Annotated in this window: 21 protein-coding genes and 1 riboswitch; of the genes, 14 read left to right on the top strand and 7 right to left on the bottom strand. The window is 45.8% G+C overall.

The features are described 5' to 3' along the window. Window positions 1-171: 171 nt before the first annotated feature. From GX348_03840 to GX348_03830, 3 genes are read left to right on the top strand one after another with little or no spacing between them, the layout of a single operon-like run. Window positions 172-894: a (Fe-S)-binding protein gene (locus GX348_03840; protein ID NLP41319.1), complete on the top strand. Its 723-nt coding sequence runs from the start codon at window positions 172-174 to the stop codon at window positions 892-894. A gap of 6 nt (window positions 895-900) precedes the next feature. Further along, on the top strand, window positions 901-2,316 hold the full coding sequence (locus tag GX348_03835) for an iron-sulfur cluster-binding protein (GenBank protein NLP41318.1): 1,416 nt from the start codon (window positions 901-903) through the stop codon (window positions 2,314-2,316). 13 nt (window positions 2,317-2,329) lie between these two features. Continuing rightward, window positions 2,330-3,049 (top strand): LUD domain-containing protein, encoded by a 720-nt coding sequence (locus tag GX348_03830; GenBank protein NLP41317.1) that lies wholly within the window; start codon window positions 2,330-2,332, stop codon window positions 3,047-3,049. A gap of 66 nt (window positions 3,050-3,115) precedes the next feature. On the opposite strand, the gene GX348_03825 is transcribed toward GX348_03830, so the two are convergent. Then, window positions 3,116-3,607 carry a rubrerythrin family protein gene (locus GX348_03825; protein ID NLP41316.1) on the bottom strand — a complete coding sequence of 164 codons (492 nt, stop codon included), beginning with the start codon at window positions 3,605-3,607 and terminating at the stop codon, window positions 3,116-3,118. A gap of 746 nt (window positions 3,608-4,353) precedes the next feature. On the opposite strand from GX348_03825, the gene GX348_03820 reads away from it, so the two are divergent. The 5 genes from GX348_03820 to GX348_03800 all read left to right on the top strand — a co-directional run bounded on the left by GX348_03820 (window position 4,354) and on the right by GX348_03800 (window position 7,695). After that, window positions 4,354-4,578 carry a DUF1653 domain-containing protein gene (locus tag GX348_03820; protein NLP41315.1) on the top strand — a complete coding sequence of 75 codons (225 nt, stop codon included), beginning with the start codon at window positions 4,354-4,356 and terminating at the stop codon, window positions 4,576-4,578. Between the two features lie 88 nt (window positions 4,579-4,666). Beyond that, window positions 4,667-5,113 carry a ribonuclease HI gene (gene rnhA / locus GX348_03815; GenBank protein NLP41314.1) on the top strand — a complete coding sequence of 149 codons (447 nt, stop codon included), beginning with the start codon at window positions 4,667-4,669 and terminating at the stop codon, window positions 5,111-5,113. A gap of 147 nt (window positions 5,114-5,260) precedes the next feature. Then, complete coding sequence (locus tag GX348_03810) at window positions 5,261-5,437, top strand: hypothetical protein (GenBank protein NLP41313.1); 177 nt, start codon at window positions 5,261-5,263, stop codon at window positions 5,435-5,437. A 33-nt stretch (window positions 5,438-5,470) separates the two neighbouring features. After that, window positions 5,471-6,157 carry a DUF2225 domain-containing protein gene (locus tag GX348_03805; GenBank protein ID NLP41312.1) on the top strand — a complete coding sequence of 229 codons (687 nt, stop codon included), beginning with the start codon at window positions 5,471-5,473 and terminating at the stop codon, window positions 6,155-6,157. Window positions 6,158-6,333: 176 nt separating this feature from the next. Further along, entirely contained in the window at window positions 6,334-7,695 is a 1,362-nt protein-coding gene (locus tag GX348_03800; protein ID NLP41311.1) for an amino acid permease, read from the top strand. An 84-nt stretch (window positions 7,696-7,779) separates the two neighbouring features. On the opposite strand, the gene GX348_03795 is transcribed toward GX348_03800, so the two are convergent. The 4 genes from GX348_03795 to GX348_03780 form a co-directional block, all read right to left on the bottom strand. Continuing rightward, window positions 7,780-8,283 (bottom strand): flavin reductase family protein, encoded by a 504-nt coding sequence (locus GX348_03795; GenBank protein ID NLP41310.1) that lies wholly within the window; start codon window positions 8,281-8,283, stop codon window positions 7,780-7,782. Between the two features lie 173 nt (window positions 8,284-8,456). Further along, a complete protein-coding gene (gene serC / locus GX348_03790; GenBank protein NLP41309.1) occupies window positions 8,457-9,542 on the bottom strand; it encodes a 3-phosphoserine/phosphohydroxythreonine transaminase in 1,086 nt (361 codons plus the stop codon). 32 nt (window positions 9,543-9,574) lie between these two features. Continuing rightward, window positions 9,575-10,816 carry a DUF1015 domain-containing protein gene (locus GX348_03785; GenBank protein NLP41308.1) on the bottom strand — a complete coding sequence of 414 codons (1,242 nt, stop codon included), beginning with the start codon at window positions 10,814-10,816 and terminating at the stop codon, window positions 9,575-9,577. Window positions 10,817-10,827: 11 nt separating this feature from the next. Next, window positions 10,828-12,411 carry a phosphoglycerate dehydrogenase gene (locus tag GX348_03780; protein NLP41307.1) on the bottom strand — a complete coding sequence of 528 codons (1,584 nt, stop codon included), beginning with the start codon at window positions 12,409-12,411 and terminating at the stop codon, window positions 10,828-10,830. Window positions 12,412-12,885: 474 nt separating this feature from the next. Between GX348_03780 and GX348_03775 the strand changes: the two genes are divergently transcribed. Then, window positions 12,886-13,893 (top strand): aldo/keto reductase, encoded by a 1,008-nt coding sequence (locus tag GX348_03775; GenBank protein NLP41306.1) that lies wholly within the window; start codon window positions 12,886-12,888, stop codon window positions 13,891-13,893. On the opposite strand, the gene GX348_03770 is transcribed toward GX348_03775, so the two are convergent. Then, window positions 13,878-14,183, bottom strand: a complete 306-nt coding sequence (locus tag GX348_03770) for a hypothetical protein (GenBank protein ID NLP41305.1) — start codon at window positions 14,181-14,183, stop codon at window positions 13,878-13,880. The two genes, GX348_03775 and GX348_03770, sit on opposite strands and share 16 nt — an antisense overlap. A 97-nt stretch (window positions 14,184-14,280) precedes the next feature. Here GX348_03770 and GX348_03765 point away from each other — a divergent pair, with 97 nt between their 5' ends. Next, window positions 14,281-15,165: an NAD(P)/FAD-dependent oxidoreductase gene (locus GX348_03765; protein ID NLP41304.1), complete on the top strand. Its 885-nt coding sequence runs from the start codon at window positions 14,281-14,283 to the stop codon at window positions 15,163-15,165. Here the strand turns inward: GX348_03765 and GX348_03760 are convergent. After that, window positions 15,131-16,183: a hypothetical protein gene (locus tag GX348_03760; protein ID NLP41303.1), complete on the bottom strand. Its 1,053-nt coding sequence runs from the start codon at window positions 16,181-16,183 to the stop codon at window positions 15,131-15,133. The genes GX348_03765 and GX348_03760 overlap by 35 nt on opposite strands. A 246-nt stretch (window positions 16,184-16,429) precedes the next feature. On the opposite strand from GX348_03760, the gene GX348_03755 reads away from it, so the two are divergent. The 4 genes from GX348_03755 (at window position 16,430) to GX348_03740 (ending at window position 20,331) form a co-directional block, all read left to right on the top strand. Further along, window positions 16,430-17,422 carry an HD domain-containing protein gene (locus GX348_03755; GenBank protein ID NLP41302.1) on the top strand — a complete coding sequence of 331 codons (993 nt, stop codon included), beginning with the start codon at window positions 16,430-16,432 and terminating at the stop codon, window positions 17,420-17,422. 194 nt (window positions 17,423-17,616) lie between these two features. Then, window positions 17,617-18,891, top strand: coding sequence for a serine--tRNA ligase (gene serS / locus GX348_03750; GenBank protein ID NLP41301.1), 1,275 nt, complete (start codon window positions 17,617-17,619; stop codon window positions 18,889-18,891). A 29-nt stretch (window positions 18,892-18,920) separates the two neighbouring features. Continuing rightward, a riboswitch (cobalamin riboswitch) is annotated at window positions 18,921-19,100 on the top strand. A 168-nt stretch (window positions 19,101-19,268) separates the two neighbouring features. Beyond that, the gene (locus GX348_03745; protein ID NLP41300.1) at window positions 19,269-20,015 is read left to right on the top strand and encodes an energy-coupling factor ABC transporter permease; all 747 of its coding nucleotides are present in this window, start codon (window positions 19,269-19,271) and stop codon (window positions 20,013-20,015) included. Further along, entirely contained in the window at window positions 20,005-20,331 is a 327-nt protein-coding gene (locus tag GX348_03740; protein NLP41299.1) for an energy-coupling factor ABC transporter substrate-binding protein, read from the top strand. Before GX348_03745 ends, GX348_03740 begins: the two co-directional genes overlap by 11 nt. The last annotated feature ends 2 nt before the right edge of the window (window positions 20,332-20,333 follow it).

The raw sequence follows: 20,333 nt of genomic DNA, 5'->3' as shown, positions 1-20,333 counted from the left end.
TTAGTGTGCCAGAATTTATATATATAAAAGTTCTGGCGACACAGGCGCAAGCCGGGTTTCTAATTAGCTAATTAAAAAATCACGAGATAAATGGATAAATTATGTCCATTAGGATAATAAGTAAATTAACTACTAATAATAGACATAAGTAACATGTATGGGGGAATGAAATTGAAAGCATCATTATTCATAACCTGCATTGCAGACCTCATGTATGCCGACGTAGGGAAAAGCGTAGTTAATGTGCTTAAACGAAGCGGGGTACAATTGGACTTTCCGGAAGGCCAAACTTGCTGCGGTCAGCCCGCCTTTTCAAGCGGCTACTACAGAGAGGCAACTAAAGTAGCTAAAAAAGTTATTGAGGTCTTTGAAAGAAGCGAATATGTTGTTATGCCATCAGGATCTTGTGCAGCAATGATTCACCATGGGTACCCAACATTATTTCGTGATGATCCGGTTTGGAAGAAGAAAGCTGATGAGTTTGTTCACAAAAGTTATGAGTTTTCGCAGTTTCTTGTCGATGTATTAGGGATAACCGAAGTAGGCGCTACCTTCAAAAAAAGGGTGACGTACCACTCCAGTTGTCATATGACGCGCATCCTTGGCGTTGAAGAACAGCCCAAAATCCTGCTTAAGAATGTAAAAGGCATTGACTTTGTCGAACTTCCCTATGCCTTTGACTGCTGCGGCTTTGGTGGGACATTTTCCATGAAACTGGCAGATATCTCGGGGGCGATAGTTGAAGAAAAGGTTGATAATATTATCTCGACTGGAGCCGATGTTCTGGCAGGGGCGGATCTTACTTGTTTAATGAATATAGGCGGCCGACTAAGCCGCCGGGGCAGCAAGATAAAAGTAATGCATCTGGCTCAAGTCCTAGATCAAGGAGTGTGATGGTAAATGCATATTGAGCCGAGCTTTCGCAAGCGTTATAAAAAAGCACTCAGTGACAAAACCATGCTTAAGGCCGTTAAACTGGGTACTGGCCGGTTGAGAGGAAACCGTGCCAATGCCATTGATGCGGTAGGCGTTGAAAAGTGGCTGGCTTTTCGCGATCGGGCTGAGGCCATTCGTCTTCATGTAATACAGCATTTAGATCAGTATCTTGAGCAGATGGTTGATAACGTTCTTAAAAAAGGCGGTCATGTTTGTCTAGCCAAAACAGGCGAAGATGCTGTTAAATATATTACTGAATTAGCGAAAAAGAAAAATGCCAAAACTATTGTAAAATCCAAGTCAATGGTTACTGAAGAGATTCACCTCAATCCGGCGCTTGAGCAGCAGGGCTGCAAGGTTATTGAGTCCGACCTTGGTGAATGGATAATCCAGCTAGCTGGAGAAACACCCTCGCATATAATTGTTCCAGCCATGCATAAAAACAGATTTCAGGTAGCTGACCTTTTTAATGAAGTGAGCTCCAATAAGATTCCGGCTGAAGTCCAGAAATTATGTCAGTTTGCCCGAGAATACTTGCGGGAAAAGTTTCTTAATATTGATATGGGCATAACCGGCTGCAATTTTGCCGTAGCTGATCAAGGCGCTATTACAATCTGTACTAATGAAGGAAATGCCAGACTTGTATCTCTGTTATCCCCTACCGTGGTCACTGTAATGGGTATGGAGCGTATACTCCCAAGCGTAGAGGAACTGGCAGTCATGCTTTCGCTCTTGACACGCAGCGCTACCGGCCAAAAGCTTACAGTTTATAATACATTGTCAGTAGCCGCTCCAAGAATGCCTGAAGAACTTGACGGAGCGCAGGAATTCCATTTAGTCATTGTTGATAACGGGCGATCAAATCAGTTGGGCACTAAGTATGAAAAGGTGCTGAACTGCATACGCTGTGGCGCTTGCCTCAATGCCTGCCCAGTATTCCGCAACATCGGCGGTCATGCTTACGGCTGGGTTTATCCCGGCCCAATCGGTGCGGTGCTCTCACCGCGGCTTCAAGGTATGGACAAATATGGCGAGCTGGCTTATGCGACTACGCTTTGTGCTGCTTGCTCTTCAACCTGCCCGGTTAAAATTCCGCTGCATGATATGCTATACGCTTTGCGTAATGATAAGGTCGAGCTCGAAAGTAAGGGTGAGTTGGCCGAAGATATTGCTTATAAGGGCTGGAGCGCCACCTTTGCTGCTGCTAACCGATATCGGTTCTCAGTACGCATGGCTCGCCGATTCCAATTCCCGCTGGTCAAACAAGGCAAGATCGCCTATGGCCCGCCGCCAATCTCAGATTGGCTGAAATATCGCGATATGCCGGCCCTACCTGATAAGTTCTTCCACGAAATGTGGCCGGAAGTTAATAAGGATTGAAAGGAGCATCACTATGGGCCAAGGAGTATTAACGGGTGATAGGAAAGCCTTTTTCGATAACATCCGCAGTAAAATAAAAACCTCGCCAAGTGAACGAGCCAAGCGGGTTGAAGACCCGATGGAAGGTTTATTTACCAAGCGCGGAACAACGGTTGAAGAACGCCGGGAATTGCGTGAACGGTTTATTGATGAGTGGAACAAGCTAGGCGGTGGTAATGCGTTTAGCGTCAAAAACCGTACTGAACTCGCGCAAAAAATCAAGCAGGTTATCAACGAACGGGGAATAAAGAAGGCTATGCGCTGGGATCACCCCGAACTTGAGAAACTTAATTTAGAAGAAATATTCTCAGATGCCGGCGCTGAGATGCTAAAATGGCCTTTAGGCGAGAACAGCAGCGCGGTAAAATACAAAGCGGCCTCTATGGACTGCGGCGTTGTCTGGGGCGAAATTGCGATGGCGGAAACAGGGACAGTTGTAATAACTCACAATGCCAAGCAACCGACCTCGGTTGCCATTCTGCCGCTGACTTTTATGGCTATTTGTACGACAGCGCAGTTGGTTGATGGTTTGTATTCGGTAATGAAGGAGCTTAAGAAGCGCTTTGGAACTAGCCTGCCAACAACTGCAACCTTTATCACCGGACCTAGCCGGACAACCGATATTGAAATGGACTTGAGTATTGGTGTTCATGGCTCAAGATATGTTCATGTCTTTATTCTGGATGAAGAATAGATCAATTGAAAAAAGTCGCTCACCCTTTATCTGGGATGAGCGACTTTTCATTTAATGTAAGATTTATTAATACTTTTTATAAGCGGTAGATTTCGCGCCGCAGATTGGGCATTTATCTGGTGCTTCGCCTTCAGCGACATGGCCGCAAACTGAGCAGAGATAAAGGTCGTATTCGTCTTTTGTTCCAAGGTTGTCAAGGGCTTTTTGATAGAGAGCGCCGTGAACTTTTTCGGCTTCATTAGCTAGCTTAAAGCCCCGGGTTGCTGCAGTATGACCTTCTTCTTCGGCCTTCTTAATAAACGGCGGATACATTTCGGTAAATTCGTAAGTCTCGCCGTTTATAGCAGCTTGCAGGTTTTCGGCTGTGGAGCGCACACCGCCATTGTTGCGGAAATGGGTATGAGCATGAATTGTCTCAGCCTCAGCCACTACCCTAAATAGCTTGGCAATTTGCTTATAACCCTCAGCGTCCGCTTGTTGGGCGTAAGCTAGATACTTCCGATTGGCTTGCGATTCGCCCTCAAAAGCGGCAGCTAAATTTTCTTCGGTTTTAGACATAATAACACCTCTTTGTTGGATTAGTATGGTATATAAGGTATTATTACCAAAATAGAGGAAAATATAGTATTATAGTAAAAATGTCTATTAGGGCTATACAAGACTTGGGTCTAGCGGGAGCTAAATGATTGTAACCTTGCAAGGGTAGTAGTTAAAAAATTGGTAATCATATTACTAGCATTCTTCGGAAGAAGGTAATAGGGTTTGCTAATTCTCAGTTTTAGAGTGTGTCTACTCGCTTCATTTTTGATAGCTGTCTTTAAATTAGGGGATTGGAAGAACTGGCGGAGATATTATTCGACTACTCTTTTTGTAATGGTTATGAATTTAGCGGCGAGCTTTTTAACATATCATCATGCCTTGTGGAGCTATAATACTGGATTTCTAGTTAAGAGTGGAACGGTAGTCGAACTAATTAATAGCTTTGTCATTCTGCCAGCTACCGTCTTTATTTTTTTATCCAAGCTCCCTGTCGGCAACAGACTTTATCAGTACCTCTATATCCTTCTCTGGGTCTGTCTATTTACAGGGTTAGAGCTTGCTGATCATTATATTGTAGGGGGTATCTCTTACAACATGGGTGGTCATCCATAAGCTCCGTCATATTCGATATTGCAATGTTTTCGATTATAAGAATTCACTATACAAGGCCGATTTTGGCCTGGAAACTTAGTGGGGTAGTACTAATCATAATTTTAGTTTGTTTTGATTTTTTGGAAGGTGAGTTTAAGTAATTGCAAAACAAGTTGGGAGGGAGCGATATTAAACAGGGAGTATATCGCCATTACAAGGGTAATAATTATCGTGTACTGTTCGTAGCCAAGCACAGTGAAACGGCAGAAGATATGGTGGTTTATCAGTGTTTATATGGGAACTATGGGTATTGGGTAAGACCAAAGTCTATGTTTGAAGAGGACGTTATGGTCGATGGGAAAATGGTTAAGCGCTTTGAATATATTGGCGAATCATGAAAACAAGGCCGTGGAATGCATTCCCAAGATATTGGACAAGATGGTATAATGGCTGCAAGTAGACATTAGCGAGCGAGGGAGGTCAATGATGGCTGAAGTAGAGATTTATACCGACGGGGCATGCAGCGGGAATCCCGGCCCGGGCGGCTGGGGTTCAATCCTTATTTATAAAGGTGTAGAAAAAGAAATCTCTGGCTATGAGCAAAACACTACCAATAATCGGATGGAATTGACGGCTGTCATAAAAGCGTTGGAACTTTTGAAGTTTTCCTGTGAGGTGACCATTTACACCGACAGTGCCTATGTCTGCAAGGCTTTTTTGGATGGCTGGATAAACAGCTGGATAGCAAAAGGCTGGGTAACAAGCAAGAAAACGCCTGTGGAAAACAAAGAACTATGGCTACGGCTTATTGAACTGGTTGGCAAGCATAAGGTAAAATGGGTCAAAGTCAAAGGTCATAGTGATAACGAAAAAAATAACCGGTGTGATTTACTAGCCAGACAAGCTATCATAGCCGGCCGGCAAAACGCATAACAAGCGGGGGGATTATACCCCGCTTGTAACTATTTTGGCCTGCTTAGCTAAATTTTTTGACGATTTGACTAGTTTAAAGGTAATTCTCCTAAAAAGTAGAATAAAGACAAGAGGTAAACGGAAAAGAAGCAGGGGGGATGATTGGTCATGATGTGGTATCTTTTAGGTATCATTCTTAGTCTGGTTGTTTACTTCTATGGAAATTCTATCGAGATGTCCGTTATTTTAAAATGGACTATTATAGCTCTGATTTGGGCGGCATCAGCCCACATGGATATGAAGACTAAAGAAAAGGAGAAGTCAAAAGAGAAAGAAAGCGATTAAAAATAGTTGTGAACTATAGCGGAGTGAGAAACAATGGCTGATATCTTATATACTGTAGATAAAAATTGCAGCGTCTGCAGCAAGGACTTTTCTGTGACGAGGGTGCGAACCCGAATTGTCAAGATTAAGCAGGATACCGATTTCTGCACCTATTATAAAGATGTTAATCCTTATTATTACACAGTTTGGGTATGTCCGAACTGCGGCTATGCCGCGCAAGACAGTCACTTCCCTAATATTACGGCGGCTAATATTGCTAAGGTATCTAAGTTTTTAGCCGGTCGGGAGGTCAATATAAATCTTAGCGGCGTACGAACTCGTGATCAGGCCGTCGCGGCATACAAGCTGGCGATTTTTTACGCTGAAATGGAGGGCTTGGCGGCTAGCGACATAGCCGGTCTTTATCTGCGACTGGGTTGGCTGTTTCGCGAAGGCGAATTTGCAGATGAAGAACAGTTGACACTGGCAAAAGCGGCCCAATATTTCGAGCAGGCGCTGTTTAGAGAACGGCTGCCTATTGCGGGCATGTCTGAAGTAAGTTTGACGTATTTAGTCGGTGAATTATTGCGGCGGGTTGGTCGAAATGAGGAAGCATTACGTTACTTTAGCAAAGTTGTTTCCAACCCTCAGGCAAAATTGGAAAGGCGCATTCTTGACATGGCGAGAGAGGCTTGGCAGGCATCTCGCGAGGCCAAGAAAAGCACCGCGTCAAATGAATAATCGAGAGTTCCGGTGGGTTTACCGGAACTCTCGATTATTTTTTTGTTTTGGTAATAAAAAGTACTAAAACTATATTTACAAATGGCGAGATGTCAACTATGATTACATCGTAATCTAAAATTTTTTAACTGTGATATGGGGGATGATAAATGGAAAACAACACCGAGGGAAGAGAGATGACACGTGGACTAAAGGGTCGTCATCTGCAGCTTATCGCGCTGGGTGGCATTATTGGCAGCGGCTATTTTTTAGGAACAGGTTATATTATAAGTAAAGCCGGGCCAGCCTCCATTCTCGCCTACATACTTGGCGGACTGATTGTTTTTTCGGTAATGTTATGTTTGGGTGAGCTTGCTGTTGCTGTTCCGATATCTGGTTCATTTGTTACCTACGCGCGTGAATATATATCCCCGGCTTGGGCCTGTGGGGTGGGCTGGTGTTACTGGATTACCTGGGTCACCTACGTACCGGCCGAGATGATAGCCGGCGGCATAATAATGAATGACTTTTTCCCAGCCATTAGTACTATGTGGTGGGCGGTGTTGTTCGGAGTTATAATTACGGTTATTAATGTAGCGTCAGTAAAGACCTTTGGTGAGATGGAGTTTTGGCTGGCGCTGATTAAGATATTGGCTTTGGTTATGTTTGTTGGTTTGGCGCTTTTAATCGTCTTTGGCTTAGTTGGTGACGCCGGCTATATCGGTACATCAGTGCTGTTAAATAACGGTGGTTTTACACCAAACGGGGTTTGGGCAATATTCCTTACCATGGTCATAATTCTGGTAAATTTTCAGGGTTCAGAAATTATCGGCTTGGCAGCGGGTGAGAGCAAACAGCCTGAGAAAACCATTCCGAAAGCTCTTAAGAGTGTAATGTGGCGCATAATTGCGCTGTATATTGTGCCCATGCTGCTCTTGGTAGCCATTTATCCATGGGAAAAAGCCAGTTTGGCAGAGAGCGCTTTTTCGGCAGCCTTGAGTGCCTATGGCCTAGAATGGGCCGGCGGGCTATTCTCCTTTGTAATTTTGACTGCTGCTATTTCTTGTTCGAATTCGGGGCTCTACGGTTGTAGCCGGTCCTTATATGCGTTGGCGCGAGAAAATATGGCTCCGTCATGGCTAAGCAAGCTTAACGATAAAGGTGTTCCGCAAAACGCTACCATGCTGTCGGTTTTTACATGCTGGATTGGCGTAATTGCTTATACTATTGATACTAGTGAAACAATCTTTACTTATCTTCTTGCCCTGTCAGGCTTCTCGGGTGCTATTGCCTGGATCTCAATTTGCTGGTCGCAGCTGAATTTTCGGCGGCGGCTGGAAAGCCAAGGCGGGGTCGAGAGCTTGAAGTTCCGTGCTCCCTGGTTCCCGTACTTAACCTATTTCGGCATTTGGGCGCAGGTAGCATGCTTGGTGGTGGTTGCCTTCACCGAAGATTTGAGAAACTCCTTATACTTAGGTATACCGCTGCTCATTCTGCCGATTATGTTGTATAAAGTGCGGCAATTCCGGCAAAAGGCTGCAACAGTGAACGAAAATTAAGATACAAAAATAGCGAGGCTAATGCCTCGCTATTTTTGGTATATCGGAAATAGAGCTGTTTAAAAACCAAGTTTTTCAACGGTTTTACTTATCATTTGTATAACAAGCCACAATTTCTCCGTAATACAGAGTATGGTAGTCGCCTTGAGCATACCACTTTTGTTTATATTCCGGGTCAAGGCCAGCCTCATCCATTACTTGTTTGTAGACTATTTTACACTCGTAAGTCAAGCCGCAGTCAGCTATAACTGGTGTGCTGACTTTTTGACCGGGAGCGGTGGTTAGCTCTGTTACGGCAATTTTATCAACTTCTCGGCCGGACTTGGCGCCGCAGAAATTTAGCTTCTTTTTCATGTCCTTAAATGGCAGGCTGACGGTGAATTCACCGCTTTTTTCGATTAGATCGTGAGTGTAGCGGGATTCTCTAACCATTACCATCATTACCGGCTTTCCCCAGATATAGCTTACACTGCCCCAGCCGATTGTCATGGTATTAACTTTACCGTCATGAGCAGTTGTTAAAAAAGCGCCATTGCTCAAAATCTCAAGAGCCTTATCGGCATACTCGTTATAAGTTACTTCTTTCATTAAGATCCTCCTTTAACTATCATAGCCTAAATATATTCTTGTTTGGTATAAGTTTTTCCTGTTTTGGAAGATATATGTGGTAAAGCCGAGTGGAAAGTAGTTAAAAGTGATATAAATAAAAATGGAAAGCAGGTGTTAACCTCCGCTTTCCATTTTTTAATTTCCGCTTTGTATTACCCGTTCTTACGCTGGAATTCCAGCATGAAGTCACGCAGAGCTTGGCAGCCTTCTTTTGGCATGGCATTATAGGTGGAAGCTCTTAGACCGCCAACCGAGCGATGGCCTTTTAGTCCATTAAGGCCAAGCTTAGCAGCTTCGGCAACAAAGGTTTTTTCCAACTCTTCGCTAGGCAGACGGAAGGTGATATTCATCAGTGAGCGGCTGTCTTTATCGGCATGGCCCTTATAGAAGCCGCCGCTTTGATCAATAGCGTCATAAACAAGACCGGCTTTTTCGATATTCATCTTCTCGATTGCCGCTAGGCCGCCCAAGCCTTTAAGCCAGCGTAAAACGAGGTTGACAATGTACACGGCAAAGCTTGGCGGTGTATTGTAAAGTGAATCCTTATCGGAGTGGGTGGAGTAGCGTAGCATGGTCGGAATGGTTTTTGGGTTGTTCTCCAACATGTCTTTTCTGATAACGACTACTGTTACGCCAGCCGGTCCAAGGTTCTTTTGCGCGCCGGCATAAATAAGTGCAAAGTCTTTGGCGTTGAACGGACGGGACAGCATATCGGAAGACATATCAGCAATCAGGGGCACGTTGTTGAAGGCCGGCAGCGTCTGCCACTGGGTGCCGAAGATGGTATTGTTGGAGGTAATGTGAACATAAGCGGGATTTTCGCTTAGCTTTATTTCGTCCATCGTTGGAATGCGTTTGTAGTTGCCGTCAGCGGTCGAGGCTGCGACATGAGTTTTTCCGTACAGCTTAGCTTCCTTCTGAGCCTTTTCCGACCAGGCGCCGGTAAGAATATAGTCGGCGGTGCGGTCCGGAGTCAGGAAGTTCATCGGCACCATTGCGAATTGAGTGCTGGCGCCGCCTTGCAGGAATAGGACGCGGTAATCGTCGCCCAGGCCCAGCAGTTCTTTCATATTAGCTTCAGCCTCGTTGTTTATCGCTTCATACGGTTTGGAGCGATGGCTCATCTCAAGGACTGACATTCCGGCATTTTGATAATCCAATAGTTCCTGCTTAGCTTCCTCAAGAACAGCCAGCGGCAGAGTAGCCGGACCGGCACTGAAATTAAAGACACGGTTCATTTTAATTCCCTCCATATGTTAAAGTTCGTAATTTAGCGGATAAGATGGACTACCATGGCATCGCGCAGCTTAGGTTCAAACCAGGTTGATTTAGGTGGCATAACCTGTTCGGCGTCGGCAATATCCATGAGTTCTTTTATTGAAGTTGCATACATTGAGAAGGCGACTTGATATTTACCACTGTCGACCAGACGAACCAGTTCGTCCATTCCTCTGATTCCGCCGACGAAGTTAATCCGTTTATCGGTGCGGGGATCCTTGACGCCCAGTATGGGGTTGAGAAGGTTATCCTGAAGAATGCTGACATCTAATTTAGCAACCGGATCAGCATCATTGTAGCTGCCCTGTTTAGCGGTCAGATTATACCAGCGGCCGCCAAGGTACATTCCGAAGGTATGAGGGTGAGCCGGCTTATGAGCGGCGTCGCAGGGTACTACTTCAAACTTTTCCCGGACTTCGGCTAAAAAATCATCCGTTGTAAGTCCGTTTAAATCGCTGACAACCCGGTTGTAATCCATTATATATACCATGTCGTCCGGGAAGATGACGGCCAAAAATTTGTTATAAGCCTCGTCACCGGTATGGTTAGGATTGGCTTTACGGCAAGCTTCGGCAACTCTGGCCGCGGCCGCTGAGCGGTGATGGCCATCAGCGATGTAGAGAACATTGACTTTTTGGAAAGCTTGTTCGATGGCCGCAATTTTATCTGGTTCATCGACGACATACAGCGTATGGCTGATACCGTCGCTTGCGGTAAAATCATAAGCCGGGGGTTTGTTCATTGCTTCGGCCAGCAGCGCTTTGCTGGTTTGATCTGCCTTATAGGTCAGGAATACTGAACCTGTTTGGGCGCCGGTTGTTGTGATATGATCTACCCGGTCTTGTTCCTTGTCAGGACGGGTAAATTCATGTTTCCTAATTATATTCTGCAAATATTCATCAACCGAAACAGCCGCAGCTAAGCCAACTTGGGTATGATTACCCATTTTTTGCTTATAAACATAAAAGCAGGGCTTTTCATCCTGAACTAGGATTTTATCATCGATAAACTGTTGGAGGTTGGCCTTAGCTTTTTCATATACCTCCGGCGTGTGTACATCAATATCGGGCGGCAAATCGACTTCGGATTTGGTAACCCGCAAGAAACTATAGGGATTGGTTTCAGTAATTTGTCTGGCTTCCTCCGAGTCCATTACATCGTAGGGCAGCGCTGCTACCTTAGCTGCAAGGTCCGGTGCAGGCCGCAGGCCGCGAAAAGGTTTTACGATAGCCATTGAGTACCTCCTTATGCGTTAAGATTAACGAGCTGGGCACCCAGCATACCGTCAATCGCTTTAATTTTGAGCATAACCGGGGTTGGAACATCAGAATCGACGTTGACAACCATAATGCTGGTGCCAGCAATTTCACTGCGCCCAACTTGCATGCCGGCAATGTTGATATTTTCTTCACCGAGAATGGTGCCAATCTTACCGACGATACCCGGGCGGTTGCTATGAGGTCCGATTAATAACCAGCCGTTTGGCTCAACGTCAACGCGGAAGCCGTTAATCTTAACAATCCGCTCTTCTTCGCGTCCGAATAATGTGCCCGCAACTAATTTAAGACCCTTATCAGTATGAATCTTAACGGTAATTAAATCAGCAAAGTTGGCAATATCTTTACTCTTGACTTCCTTAATCTTAATGCCGCGGGCTTTGGCAAGACCGGGGGCATTAACATAGTTAATTTTCTCTTGGAGAATAGGATTGAGCATGCCTTTAATTATTCCGGTTGTCAGCATCTTGGTATCAACTTCGCTAATTTCGCCGTTATATTCAACATCGATAGCATTGATGCGGCCTTCGGCAAGATGGACGGCCAGGCAGCCCATTTTCTCAGCCAGGTTAAGGTAAGGTTTGATGGTTTCGAGTACATGAGGCGGAATTGGCGCCATATTAACAGCGGTGGATACCGGCTCGCCTTTCAAAGCTTGAATAATGCCTTCAGCGACATCGACGGCTACGCCTACCTGTGCTTCTGCTGTTGATGCGCCCAAGTGCGGGGTAAGCACAATATTATCAACATCGAGCAGTGGATTGTCAGCTGCGGCTGGTTCTTTGGAGAATACGTCGACTGCTGCGCCGGCTACTGTACCGTTTTTCAGGGCTTCAGCCAAGTCGGCTTCGTTAATTACGCCGCCGCGGGCACAGTTTACGATGCGGACGCCTTTTTTCATTTTGGCGAAACTTTCTTTATTTAGAAGGTTTACGGTTTGGGGAGTTTTGGGCAGATGCAGGGTGATAAAATCGGCTTTAGCCAGGATTTCATCAATTTCAGCTACCTGGATACCGAGATCTTCAGCTCTTTCGGCATTCATGAATGGGTCATAGGCCATAACTTGCATTTCCATAGCTAAAGCCCGCTTGGCAACGCCGGTCCCAATCCGGCCTAAGCCTAAAATGCCAAGAGTTTTGCCGCGCATTTCAACGCCCATGAACTGGCTACGCTTCCACTCTTTGTTTTTCATCGACGCGTGAGCCTGGGGGATGTTGCGGGCTAAAGCCAGCATCATAGCCATTGTGTGCTCGGTAGCGGCAATGGTGTTGCCTTCTGGTGTGTTGAGGACGATTACCCCTTTTTTGGTAGCAGCTTCAACGTCAATGTTGTCAACACCGACGCCGGCGCGGCCGATAACCTTCAGGTTGGTAGCAGCTTCAAGCACTTCTTTGGTTACTTTGGTTTCACTGCGTACAACAAGCGCATCATACTCAGGGATAATTTTAATCAGTTCTTCCGGCTTAAGGTTGGTCTTGACATCAACTGCGAATTCTTTTTGCAGAACCTCTACGCCGCGTTGTGATACCGGATCGCTTACTAATACTCTCATATCATTTACCTCCATGATTTTAAATTTAAAAAACTCTTTTTAGAAAACAAAAAATCCCGCCCCGAATTGGGGCGAGATTACTCCCGCGTTGCCACCCAAGTTGTTGCAAAAATAGCAACCAACTCTCTCCGCAGTATCGGGCGGAACCCGTCATGATTCATCATCAGCCGCTTCGGGGCGGAACTTGTTGTCAAGTTCGCTGACTTTCACCTGCCGTCAGCTCTCTGCAGAACTCGAGTATCAAGCTTCCCGTTCATTGCGTTGCTTTTTGCTATTATGGCATAATTATATTTAATCCATGCTTAGAAGTCAAGTGTATTTTTCGAGAAAACAAAACATACATAAAGGGCTGTTTTTTTGCATCATTAGTATTATAACAGCAGAGTAGAGCAAGTGTTGTTTATATTTGCAGGATTTGGAGAATAGCACGAGAATAAATCAGAAATAGAAATAGCTTATGAGGAGGACCAAACTATGGAAAAACGCAAACTTGGCCGCACGGGCATGGAAGTCAGCGTTATCAGCTTTGGCGCACTACCGATTCAGCGTTGCACAATGGACGAAGCAGGTCCGATCCTTCACAAAGTGCTTGATGCGGGCATTAATTTTATCGACACTGCCCGCGCTTATACCGATAGTGAGGCGAAAATCGGCAGACATATCTCCGACCGGCGATCAGAATACTATCTTGCAACAAAAAGCATGGCCCGAGATAAAGAGGGCATGGCCAAAGATATTGATATCAGTTTATGTACAATGCAGGTTGAGTATATCGACTTGTATCAGGTTCATAATATAAAAACACGCCAGGATCTTGATGCCGTAATGGCTCCAGGCGGTGCACTGGAAGCTTTGAAAGATGCTAAGGCAGCCGGGAAAATTCGGTTTATCGGCGTTACAGGCCATAATATCGAACTCCTGATTGAAGCTGTAAAATCGAATGAATTCGATACTGTGCAGGTACCGTTCAACTGTATCGAAACTACCGCCGACGCTGAACTGTTCCCGTTGGCAAAGTCAATGGATGTCGGCCGCATTGTAATGAAACCGCTGGGGGGCGGCCAAATCAGAAGTGTAGATTTAGCTTTGCGCTTTATCTTGGAAAACGATATTTCAGTGGCTATTCCCGGAATGGATGCTATCGCGCAAATTGAACAAAACCTCGGAGTTGCTAAAAATTTCCGCCCGTTGACTGACGAAGAACGGGAAATACTAAAAAACGAGGCTGAACTAATCGGACCTAATTTCTGCCGTCGCTGCGGCTATTGCATGCCTTGCGCCGCCGGAATTGATATTCCTCAAACCTTTATCTTCGATCTGCAATATAACTACTATGGCTTAAAAGAAGCTATTCCAATGCGTTACGCCGCTATGAAGGCCAAAGCTTCGGACTGCATTGAGTGCGGAGTTTGTGAAAAACGCTGCCCATATGATTTACCGATTAGAGAGCGGATGAAGAGGATAGCTCAAGAATTAGGCTGATCAGTTTGCTCGCTGTCAGGTTCAGAAGGGGCGTCATTTGTATCCAGCTTAACCGGCAGGCCGCCGATATACGGCGCAAGCACGTTGAAGACAAGGGTAAAAGCCAAACCGAACGCGGCAGCGCCTACACCGCACATAAGTCCAAGGAACATGCCGCCTGTTATACCGACGCTATCCCAGGCGAGCAAGCCGAACGTCAGTCCGCCTATGCCGCCTAAACACACTCCGGTGGCAAACAAGAGGCCGGCAATCGGAAGATACGGCAAACGCATTATGGTGTAGTTGAACAAAATAATCACCCCTTCCCAGTATATTATTGAGTAACTTATCGTAGCACTCAAAAGCTTATTGAGTCTCCGGTTTGTTTCTAAATCAAGGAGGATATTTATGGGGGACAATGTATTTGATATTGCTGTGATTGGCGGAGGGCCCGCCGGTCTTTCGGCTGTATTGACCGGGCGGATCCGCAACAAGACGGTAGCGTTATTCAATCACCTGGATTTTAGCCCCAAATTGCAAAAAGCTCATATCGTTGACAACTACCTCGGGATGCCCGAGATTACCGGCAAAGGCCTGATGCAGCAGCTTTCCTCGCATTGCATGGCGCATGAGCCGACCTTGATCAAAGAGAAGGTTGTCAATATCTTTCCTACCGATGACAAGTTTACTTTGCTGACACCTGTTCAGACCTATGAGGCTAAGGCTGTTATAATTGCCACCGGTGTTGTTGCAACTGCTCTATTCGAAGGCGAGCGAAACTATCTTGGTCGCGGAGTCAGCTATTGCGCCACATGTGACGGGATGTTTTACCGCGACAAAGATGTTGCAGTAATTTCTTATACCCAGGAAGAAGGCGAACATGAAGCCAATTTCCTTGGTGAGATATGCCGCAAAGTGTATTACCTGCCGCAGTACAAAGGCGAAGCCCACAAACTGAGATCAGAATCAATCGAAGTGAAGTCCGGAGTACGGCCAAAAGCTATAAAGGGTGATGGACAGGTAGAAGGCTTAGTTACCGATAAAGAAGAATTGAAGGTTAGCGGAGTATTCATTCTCCGCCAATCTGACCCCGTCGAAAACATTCTGTCCGGTCTTGAACTTGAGGGTGAAACTATTAAGGTAAACCGCGATATGTCAACCAATATCCCCGGCGTGTTTGCTGCTGGTGACTGCACCGGCAAGCCCTGGCAAATTGCCAAGGCAACCGGCGAGGGTTTAGTAGCTGTGCTTAGCGCCATTACTTACCTCGAAAAAAATTCCAAGCAAGCTTAACGGTAAAAATCAGAGCAATATAGCCGAATGCAGGGTATATTGCCGAAATTAAACTGGAAAAACCAAATTGACTGAACAGGATGGCGCCGGCCATGATTACAAGCAGACTGACGGGGAAGCTAACTCCTAGAGTCGACTGCATCTTGATGCTGCAACCAAAGAGGCTGGCTATAGAAGTGCTGTACATAGCTTTTACTAGCATTGCCGCATAGCCGACGTGCGTAAATTCATGCTGGAGATTGGAAACATAGAGCATCGGGACTTCATGATCAAAAACCTCGGGCGCATGATAAGTGATAATGGCGATTACGAAAACGCCTAAGATAGTCAGGATTAACCCACCCAGGATTCCGCCCAATACCCGAACTTTTCGGCTAGCTATCTGACTGCCGAGCGGCGCTAGTACGGTCGTGCCTAAAACCAGATTATATGATGCATATAAAATGGCCGAGAGGAACCAGTTGCTGGTTGCACTTGAGTGAGGTTGAGGCGGGATGGAAAGCAGATCAACATAAAAACCGTGATAAATAGCCGAATTAATGCCGATAAGGATTATTGTAAAAACTAGAAGCGGTGTGACCAATGAGTTGATAATCGAAATGCCTTTCATGCCGGTCATAACCGTCAAGGCTACCAACACAGCCATGGCGAGGAGGCCGGTATTGTAGCTTATATTAAAAAAATCGCGGCCAACTGTACCAGCTCCGGCCAGCATTATTGTCAGTCCGCCAAATAGGAATATGCCTGTTGCAATATCGAGAAAGCTGCCCACTCTTTGTCCGCAGGTATGATACAGCACTTGGTGATAGCCTGTTGCTCGAAGCCGATAGCCAAGATTGATAATGTAGCTGCCCAGCCAGCAAAACAACAGGCCGGCCCCCAAAAATCCTGCCAGACCGAAGCTGCCGTAGGCAATGAAGAATTGAACAAGTTCTTGGCCGGAGGCGAAACCTGCCCCAATTACCGTTCCAACGTAGGTTGCCGCGACCCGAAATACATCAAGGCCTTTTTTAATCATGCCGATAGTACCTCCATTGCAGCGGTTGATAATACAATTGTATGAGTGATAACAATAATTCTGACGTGGATTTTAATGGGAATCGTTCGTGAATAGCGTTGGCTTATCTAAAAAAAAGGGGGAGTCCCCCTTTTTTATTTACCGCAGATAATCTTGGTAAATATAGATATAAATGCAAAGGAATTTATTTATGTATGAAGAATATACATAATGTCTCAAAAATTTTGACAACAAGGAGCCGCAGCTATGGATGGACAACTGTTCACGCGCATTGCCCAAGCTGTACAAAGTAGCTCGCTGCATGGCTGGTTGGTTATTGACAGGAGTTTTAAGATTGTATTTGTCAATGACACATTTTGTAAGTTATGGCAGATAGACCATGATAAACTAATAAATAAGTCGCTGTTAGAGGTTCTCTATAACGGCGAGAAAAAAGCTGAGGATGATACTTACCACGGGCCGTTGATTGAAACCATGGATACCGGACGGGAATTTCCGTTATTAGAGGCATGCCTCATCAATCCATTCGATAAGTCCTATATTTGGTATCTTGCCAGCACTTTTTTACTTCGTGATTCAAACGATGAGCCGCAATATGCAGTTGGTGTTTATGTGCCAATTGATAAATTTAAGGTAATAGAGGCTAAGCTTGACGTTATAAATTTGAGCATAATCAAAGCTTTCTGTAAGGCAATCGGCATTAGGGACAGCTACACTAAACAGCATAGCGAGCATGTCGCTGCTCTGATGGTAGAATTGGCTGAATTTATGCAATTGCCGCGCGACGGCGTGACCATTGCCTATCTTGCCGGGATTGTGCATGATGTTGGTAAAATTGGTGTACCGGAGCGGATATTGAACAAGCCCGGGTCCTTAACCGATAATGAATATGAATCGGTAAAACGTCATGCAATAAAAGGCGCGGACATTTTATCTGACATAGATGGTTTTGAGGATATCGCCAGCATTGTGCGGCATCATCATGAGCGTTATGACGGACTGGGTTATCCGTTAGGTCTGGCTGGTGACGCCATACCCGTTTACAGCCGGATGTTGTCAGTCTGTGATGCCTATGATGCTATGACCAGCGCCAGGTGTTATCGCGCGCCTTACTCTGTAAGGCAGGCTTTAGACGAAATAAAACGGTGTTCAGGTACACAATTTGATCCTGAAATCAGTAAAGCTTTTATAAAATTTATGGAACAGAGCCGAATAAAGTCTGAGGACAGTAATACTTAATGCCTTTACAACTACGCAATGCATATTGTAAAATAATTGGTATAAACTAATTTTAACAATTTGGGAAATATCCGGCGGCGCCCGTTCGAGCGGGACGGTACTCTCGTCCCTGCAGGCGGGAGTTTTTTCATGCTGAAATAATGATGTCGCCATTTGAAGGGATAAGCTTTTAGCTAATAATAGGGGGTTCATGTATGCTTGATATCAAATTTGTGCGGGAAAACCCGGAAAAGGTTCAGCAAGCACTTATAAACCGCGGCGCAGCCATGAATTTAGACGAATTCTTGCGCTTAGAGAAGGAACGCCGCAGTCTTCTCGGCGAAGTGGAAGCGCTTAAAAGCCAGCGTAATACTGTATCGCAGGAAATCAGCAGACTAAAAAAAGCAAAAGAAAACGCTGATGATCTTGTTGCTGAAATGCGGGTAGTCGGCGATAAAATCAGCGAGCTTGACGCAAAAGTCAAAGAAGTCGAAGGCAAGCTTAGTGAGATTATCATGAATATCCCCAATGTGCCGCATGAGTCAGTAGTCGTTGGCCATGATGAGAATGACAATAAGGAAATCCGTAAATGGGGCGAACCGCGCAAGTTTGAGTTTGAACCGCTTGCCCACTGGGAAATTGGCGAGAAATTAGGCCTCCTAGATTTTGAACGCGGTGGTAAGGTAACCGGAGCCCGTTTTACCTTTTATCGCGGATTGGGTTCGCGTTTAGAGCGTTCGTTAATTAATTTCATGCTTGATCTTCATACACGCGAGCACGGTTACACCGAATTCTTCCCGCCGTTTATTGCCAATAAGGACAGTATGACCGGGACAGGCCAGCTGCCTAAATTCGGTGAGGATATGTTTAAACTGGAAGGTTTGGATTACTATCTTATTCCTACTGCCGAAGTTCCGGTAACCAACCTTCATCGCGGTGAAATTCTCGACGTTAAAGAACTCCCGCTGTACTACACCGCCTATAGCGCGTGCTTCAGGGCTGAAGCCGGTGCTGCCGGGCGTGATACCCGCGGCCTTATTCGCCAGCATCAGTTTAATAAGGTCGAGATGGTCAAGTTTACCAAGCCCGAGGACTCTTACGATGAACTCGAAAAGCTGACAAATAATGCTGAGCGTGTGCTGCAGCTATTGGGTCTGCCGTACCGGGTTATCCTGCTTTGTACGGGCGATATGGGTTTCTCGTCAGCCAAGACATACGACCTCGAAGTTTGGCTGCCTAGCTTTAATAAATATCGTGAAATTTCGTCCTGCTCTAACTTTGAGGACTTCCAGGCTCGGCGCGCCGATATTAAATTCCGCCGTGAGCCCAAGGCGAAACCGGAGTTTGTTCATACATTAAACGGTTCGGGTGTAGCAATTGGCCGGACGGTTGCTGCTATTTTAGAAAACTATCAGCAGCCCGACGGCTCGGTCGTAGTGCCAGAAGTGCTGCGGCCTTACATGGGAACCGATATAATCAAGGGCTATTGACAAACCTATTAGTATGGACTATAATTAATCCGCATAATATTGGAATAGGTGCCCTAACGGGCTTAATAGGGAAGCTTGGTGCAATGCCAACACGGTCCCGCCGCTGTAATGGGGAGCGAATCTGCTGTTAGCCACTGGATAATATCTGGGAAGGCGCAGGCAAGCTGTGAACCTGAGTCAGAAGAACTGCCTATTCAACAATCACCGTTTTTACCCACGAGCGATGGGGATGGGGATTTGCAGGCCTTGTAAAGCAAATCTCTACCTATTTTGGTAGAGATTTTTTTTACCGAAGTGCAGCTTTATCCCCCCAACCTGTGCGCGGGTCTTCGGCCGGTGTTTGACGAAGTCCTATTACAAGGAAGGGGAACGTAGAAATGAAAATTACCTGGTTAGTTGTTTATTTCGTAGCTGTCAGTGCATGTATGCCGGCTGTTGGTCATGCCATGCACATCATGGAGGGCTTTTTGCCGCAAAGTCATGCTTTTTTGTGGATGGCGGTTGTAGCTCCGTTTATCGCCTTAGGGATTAGGCAAATCGGCGCTACTTTAAAGAATTACCCGGAAAGAAAACTGCTGCTTGGCCTAGCTGCCGCGTTTATTTTTGTGCTTTCGGCACTTAAAATTCCCTCGGTTACCGGTTCAAGCTCGCATGCTACCGGGGTTGGTCTAAGCGCAATCCTATTTGGGCCGGCAGTATCAAGCGTGCTAAGCGGCATTGTATTGGTCTTTCAAGCGCTCTTGTTAGCCCATGGTGGCATTAGCACCTGGGGAGCCAATACATTCTCGATGGGTGTCGCTGGAGCATTTATGGCTTGGGGCTTGTTCAAGGTATGCCGCTCGATGGGCTTTTCAGAAAAAATAGCTGTCTTTCTGGCTGCTGCTTGCGGCGATTGGACTACATACATGGTGACGGCCGCTCAGCTAGCATGGGCATTTCCCGATCCAGTCGGAGGGGTATGGCTGTCATTTACTAAATTTCTCGGTGTTTTTTCAATAACTCAGATTCCGCTGGCAATTAGCGAGGGCTTGCTTAGCGTAGTCGTCTATAATGCGCTACTGCGTTACAGTGAGCAAGGCTTAATTCAAGCCTGGTGGAAAGGTGGAATGACTAATGGTAAGTAAGCAGAATATCATTTTATTAGTTCTGGTTGTCTTGCTGGCTGTTGTACCATTGATGATGCATAAAGAATCTGAGTTCGGCGGAACAGATGATCAGGCTCAATCCGCAATAGAGGCGATTAATCCTGATTATGAACCATGGGTAAACGCCTTGTGGGAGCCGCCTTCAGGCGAGGTTGAAAGCTTGCTTTTTGCTCTGCAGGCTGCTATCGGTGCCGGATTCATTGGCTACTTTGTAGGCTATCAGCGCGGGCGGAAAGCTCCGAAGCCTGAGGAAAAGGGTATCAAGGCGACCGCTACAGCTACAACAACAAACTAAAA

This window comes from Veillonellaceae bacterium, assembly GCA_012523975.1.
Taxonomy (GTDB): domain Bacteria; phylum Bacillota; class Negativicutes; order JAAYSF01; family JAAYSF01; genus JAAYSF01.
The sequence above is the reverse complement of the archived record's forward strand: the minus strand, read 5'-3'. Positions and strand labels throughout refer to the sequence as shown.

Bases quoted from the DNA above. Each gene is read 5' to 3' on its own strand.
- GX348_03835 (NLP41318.1), top strand. From the start codon at position 901: ATGCATATTGAGCCGAGCTTTCGCAAGCGTTATAAAAAAGCACTCAGT.
- GX348_03830 (NLP41317.1), top strand. From the start codon at position 2,330: ATGGGCCAAGGAGTATTAACGGGTGATAGGAAAGCCTTTTTCGATAAC.
- GX348_03825 (NLP41316.1), bottom strand. From the start codon at position 3,607: ATGTCTAAAACCGAAGAAAATTTAGCTGCCGCTTTTGAGGGCGAATCG.
- rnhA (NLP41314.1), top strand. From the start codon at position 4,667: ATGGCTGAAGTAGAGATTTATACCGACGGGGCATGCAGCGGGAATCCC.
- GX348_03810 (NLP41313.1), top strand. From the start codon at position 5,261: ATGATGTGGTATCTTTTAGGTATCATTCTTAGTCTGGTTGTTTACTTC.
- GX348_03805 (NLP41312.1), top strand. From the start codon at position 5,471: ATGGCTGATATCTTATATACTGTAGATAAAAATTGCAGCGTCTGCAGC.
- GX348_03800 (NLP41311.1), top strand. From the start codon at position 6,334: ATGACACGTGGACTAAAGGGTCGTCATCTGCAGCTTATCGCGCTGGGT.
- GX348_03795 (NLP41310.1), bottom strand. From the start codon at position 8,283: ATGAAAGAAGTAACTTATAACGAGTATGCCGATAAGGCTCTTGAGATT.
- serC (NLP41309.1), bottom strand. From the start codon at position 9,542: ATGAACCGTGTCTTTAATTTCAGTGCCGGTCCGGCTACTCTGCCGCTG.
- GX348_03785 (NLP41308.1), bottom strand. From the start codon at position 10,816: ATGGCTATCGTAAAACCTTTTCGCGGCCTGCGGCCTGCACCGGACCTT.
- GX348_03780 (NLP41307.1), bottom strand. From the start codon at position 12,411: ATGAGAGTATTAGTAAGCGATCCGGTATCACAACGCGGCGTAGAGGTT.
- GX348_03775 (NLP41306.1), top strand. From the start codon at position 12,886: ATGGAAAAACGCAAACTTGGCCGCACGGGCATGGAAGTCAGCGTTATC.
- GX348_03765 (NLP41304.1), top strand. From the start codon at position 14,281: ATGGGGGACAATGTATTTGATATTGCTGTGATTGGCGGAGGGCCCGCC.
- GX348_03760 (NLP41303.1), bottom strand. From the start codon at position 16,183: ATGATTAAAAAAGGCCTTGATGTATTTCGGGTCGCGGCAACCTACGTT.
- GX348_03755 (NLP41302.1), top strand. From the start codon at position 16,430: ATGGATGGACAACTGTTCACGCGCATTGCCCAAGCTGTACAAAGTAGC.
- serS (NLP41301.1), top strand. From the start codon at position 17,617: ATGCTTGATATCAAATTTGTGCGGGAAAACCCGGAAAAGGTTCAGCAA.
- GX348_03745 (NLP41300.1), top strand. From the start codon at position 19,269: ATGAAAATTACCTGGTTAGTTGTTTATTTCGTAGCTGTCAGTGCATGT.
- GX348_03740 (NLP41299.1), top strand. From the start codon at position 20,005: ATGGTAAGTAAGCAGAATATCATTTTATTAGTTCTGGTTGTCTTGCTG.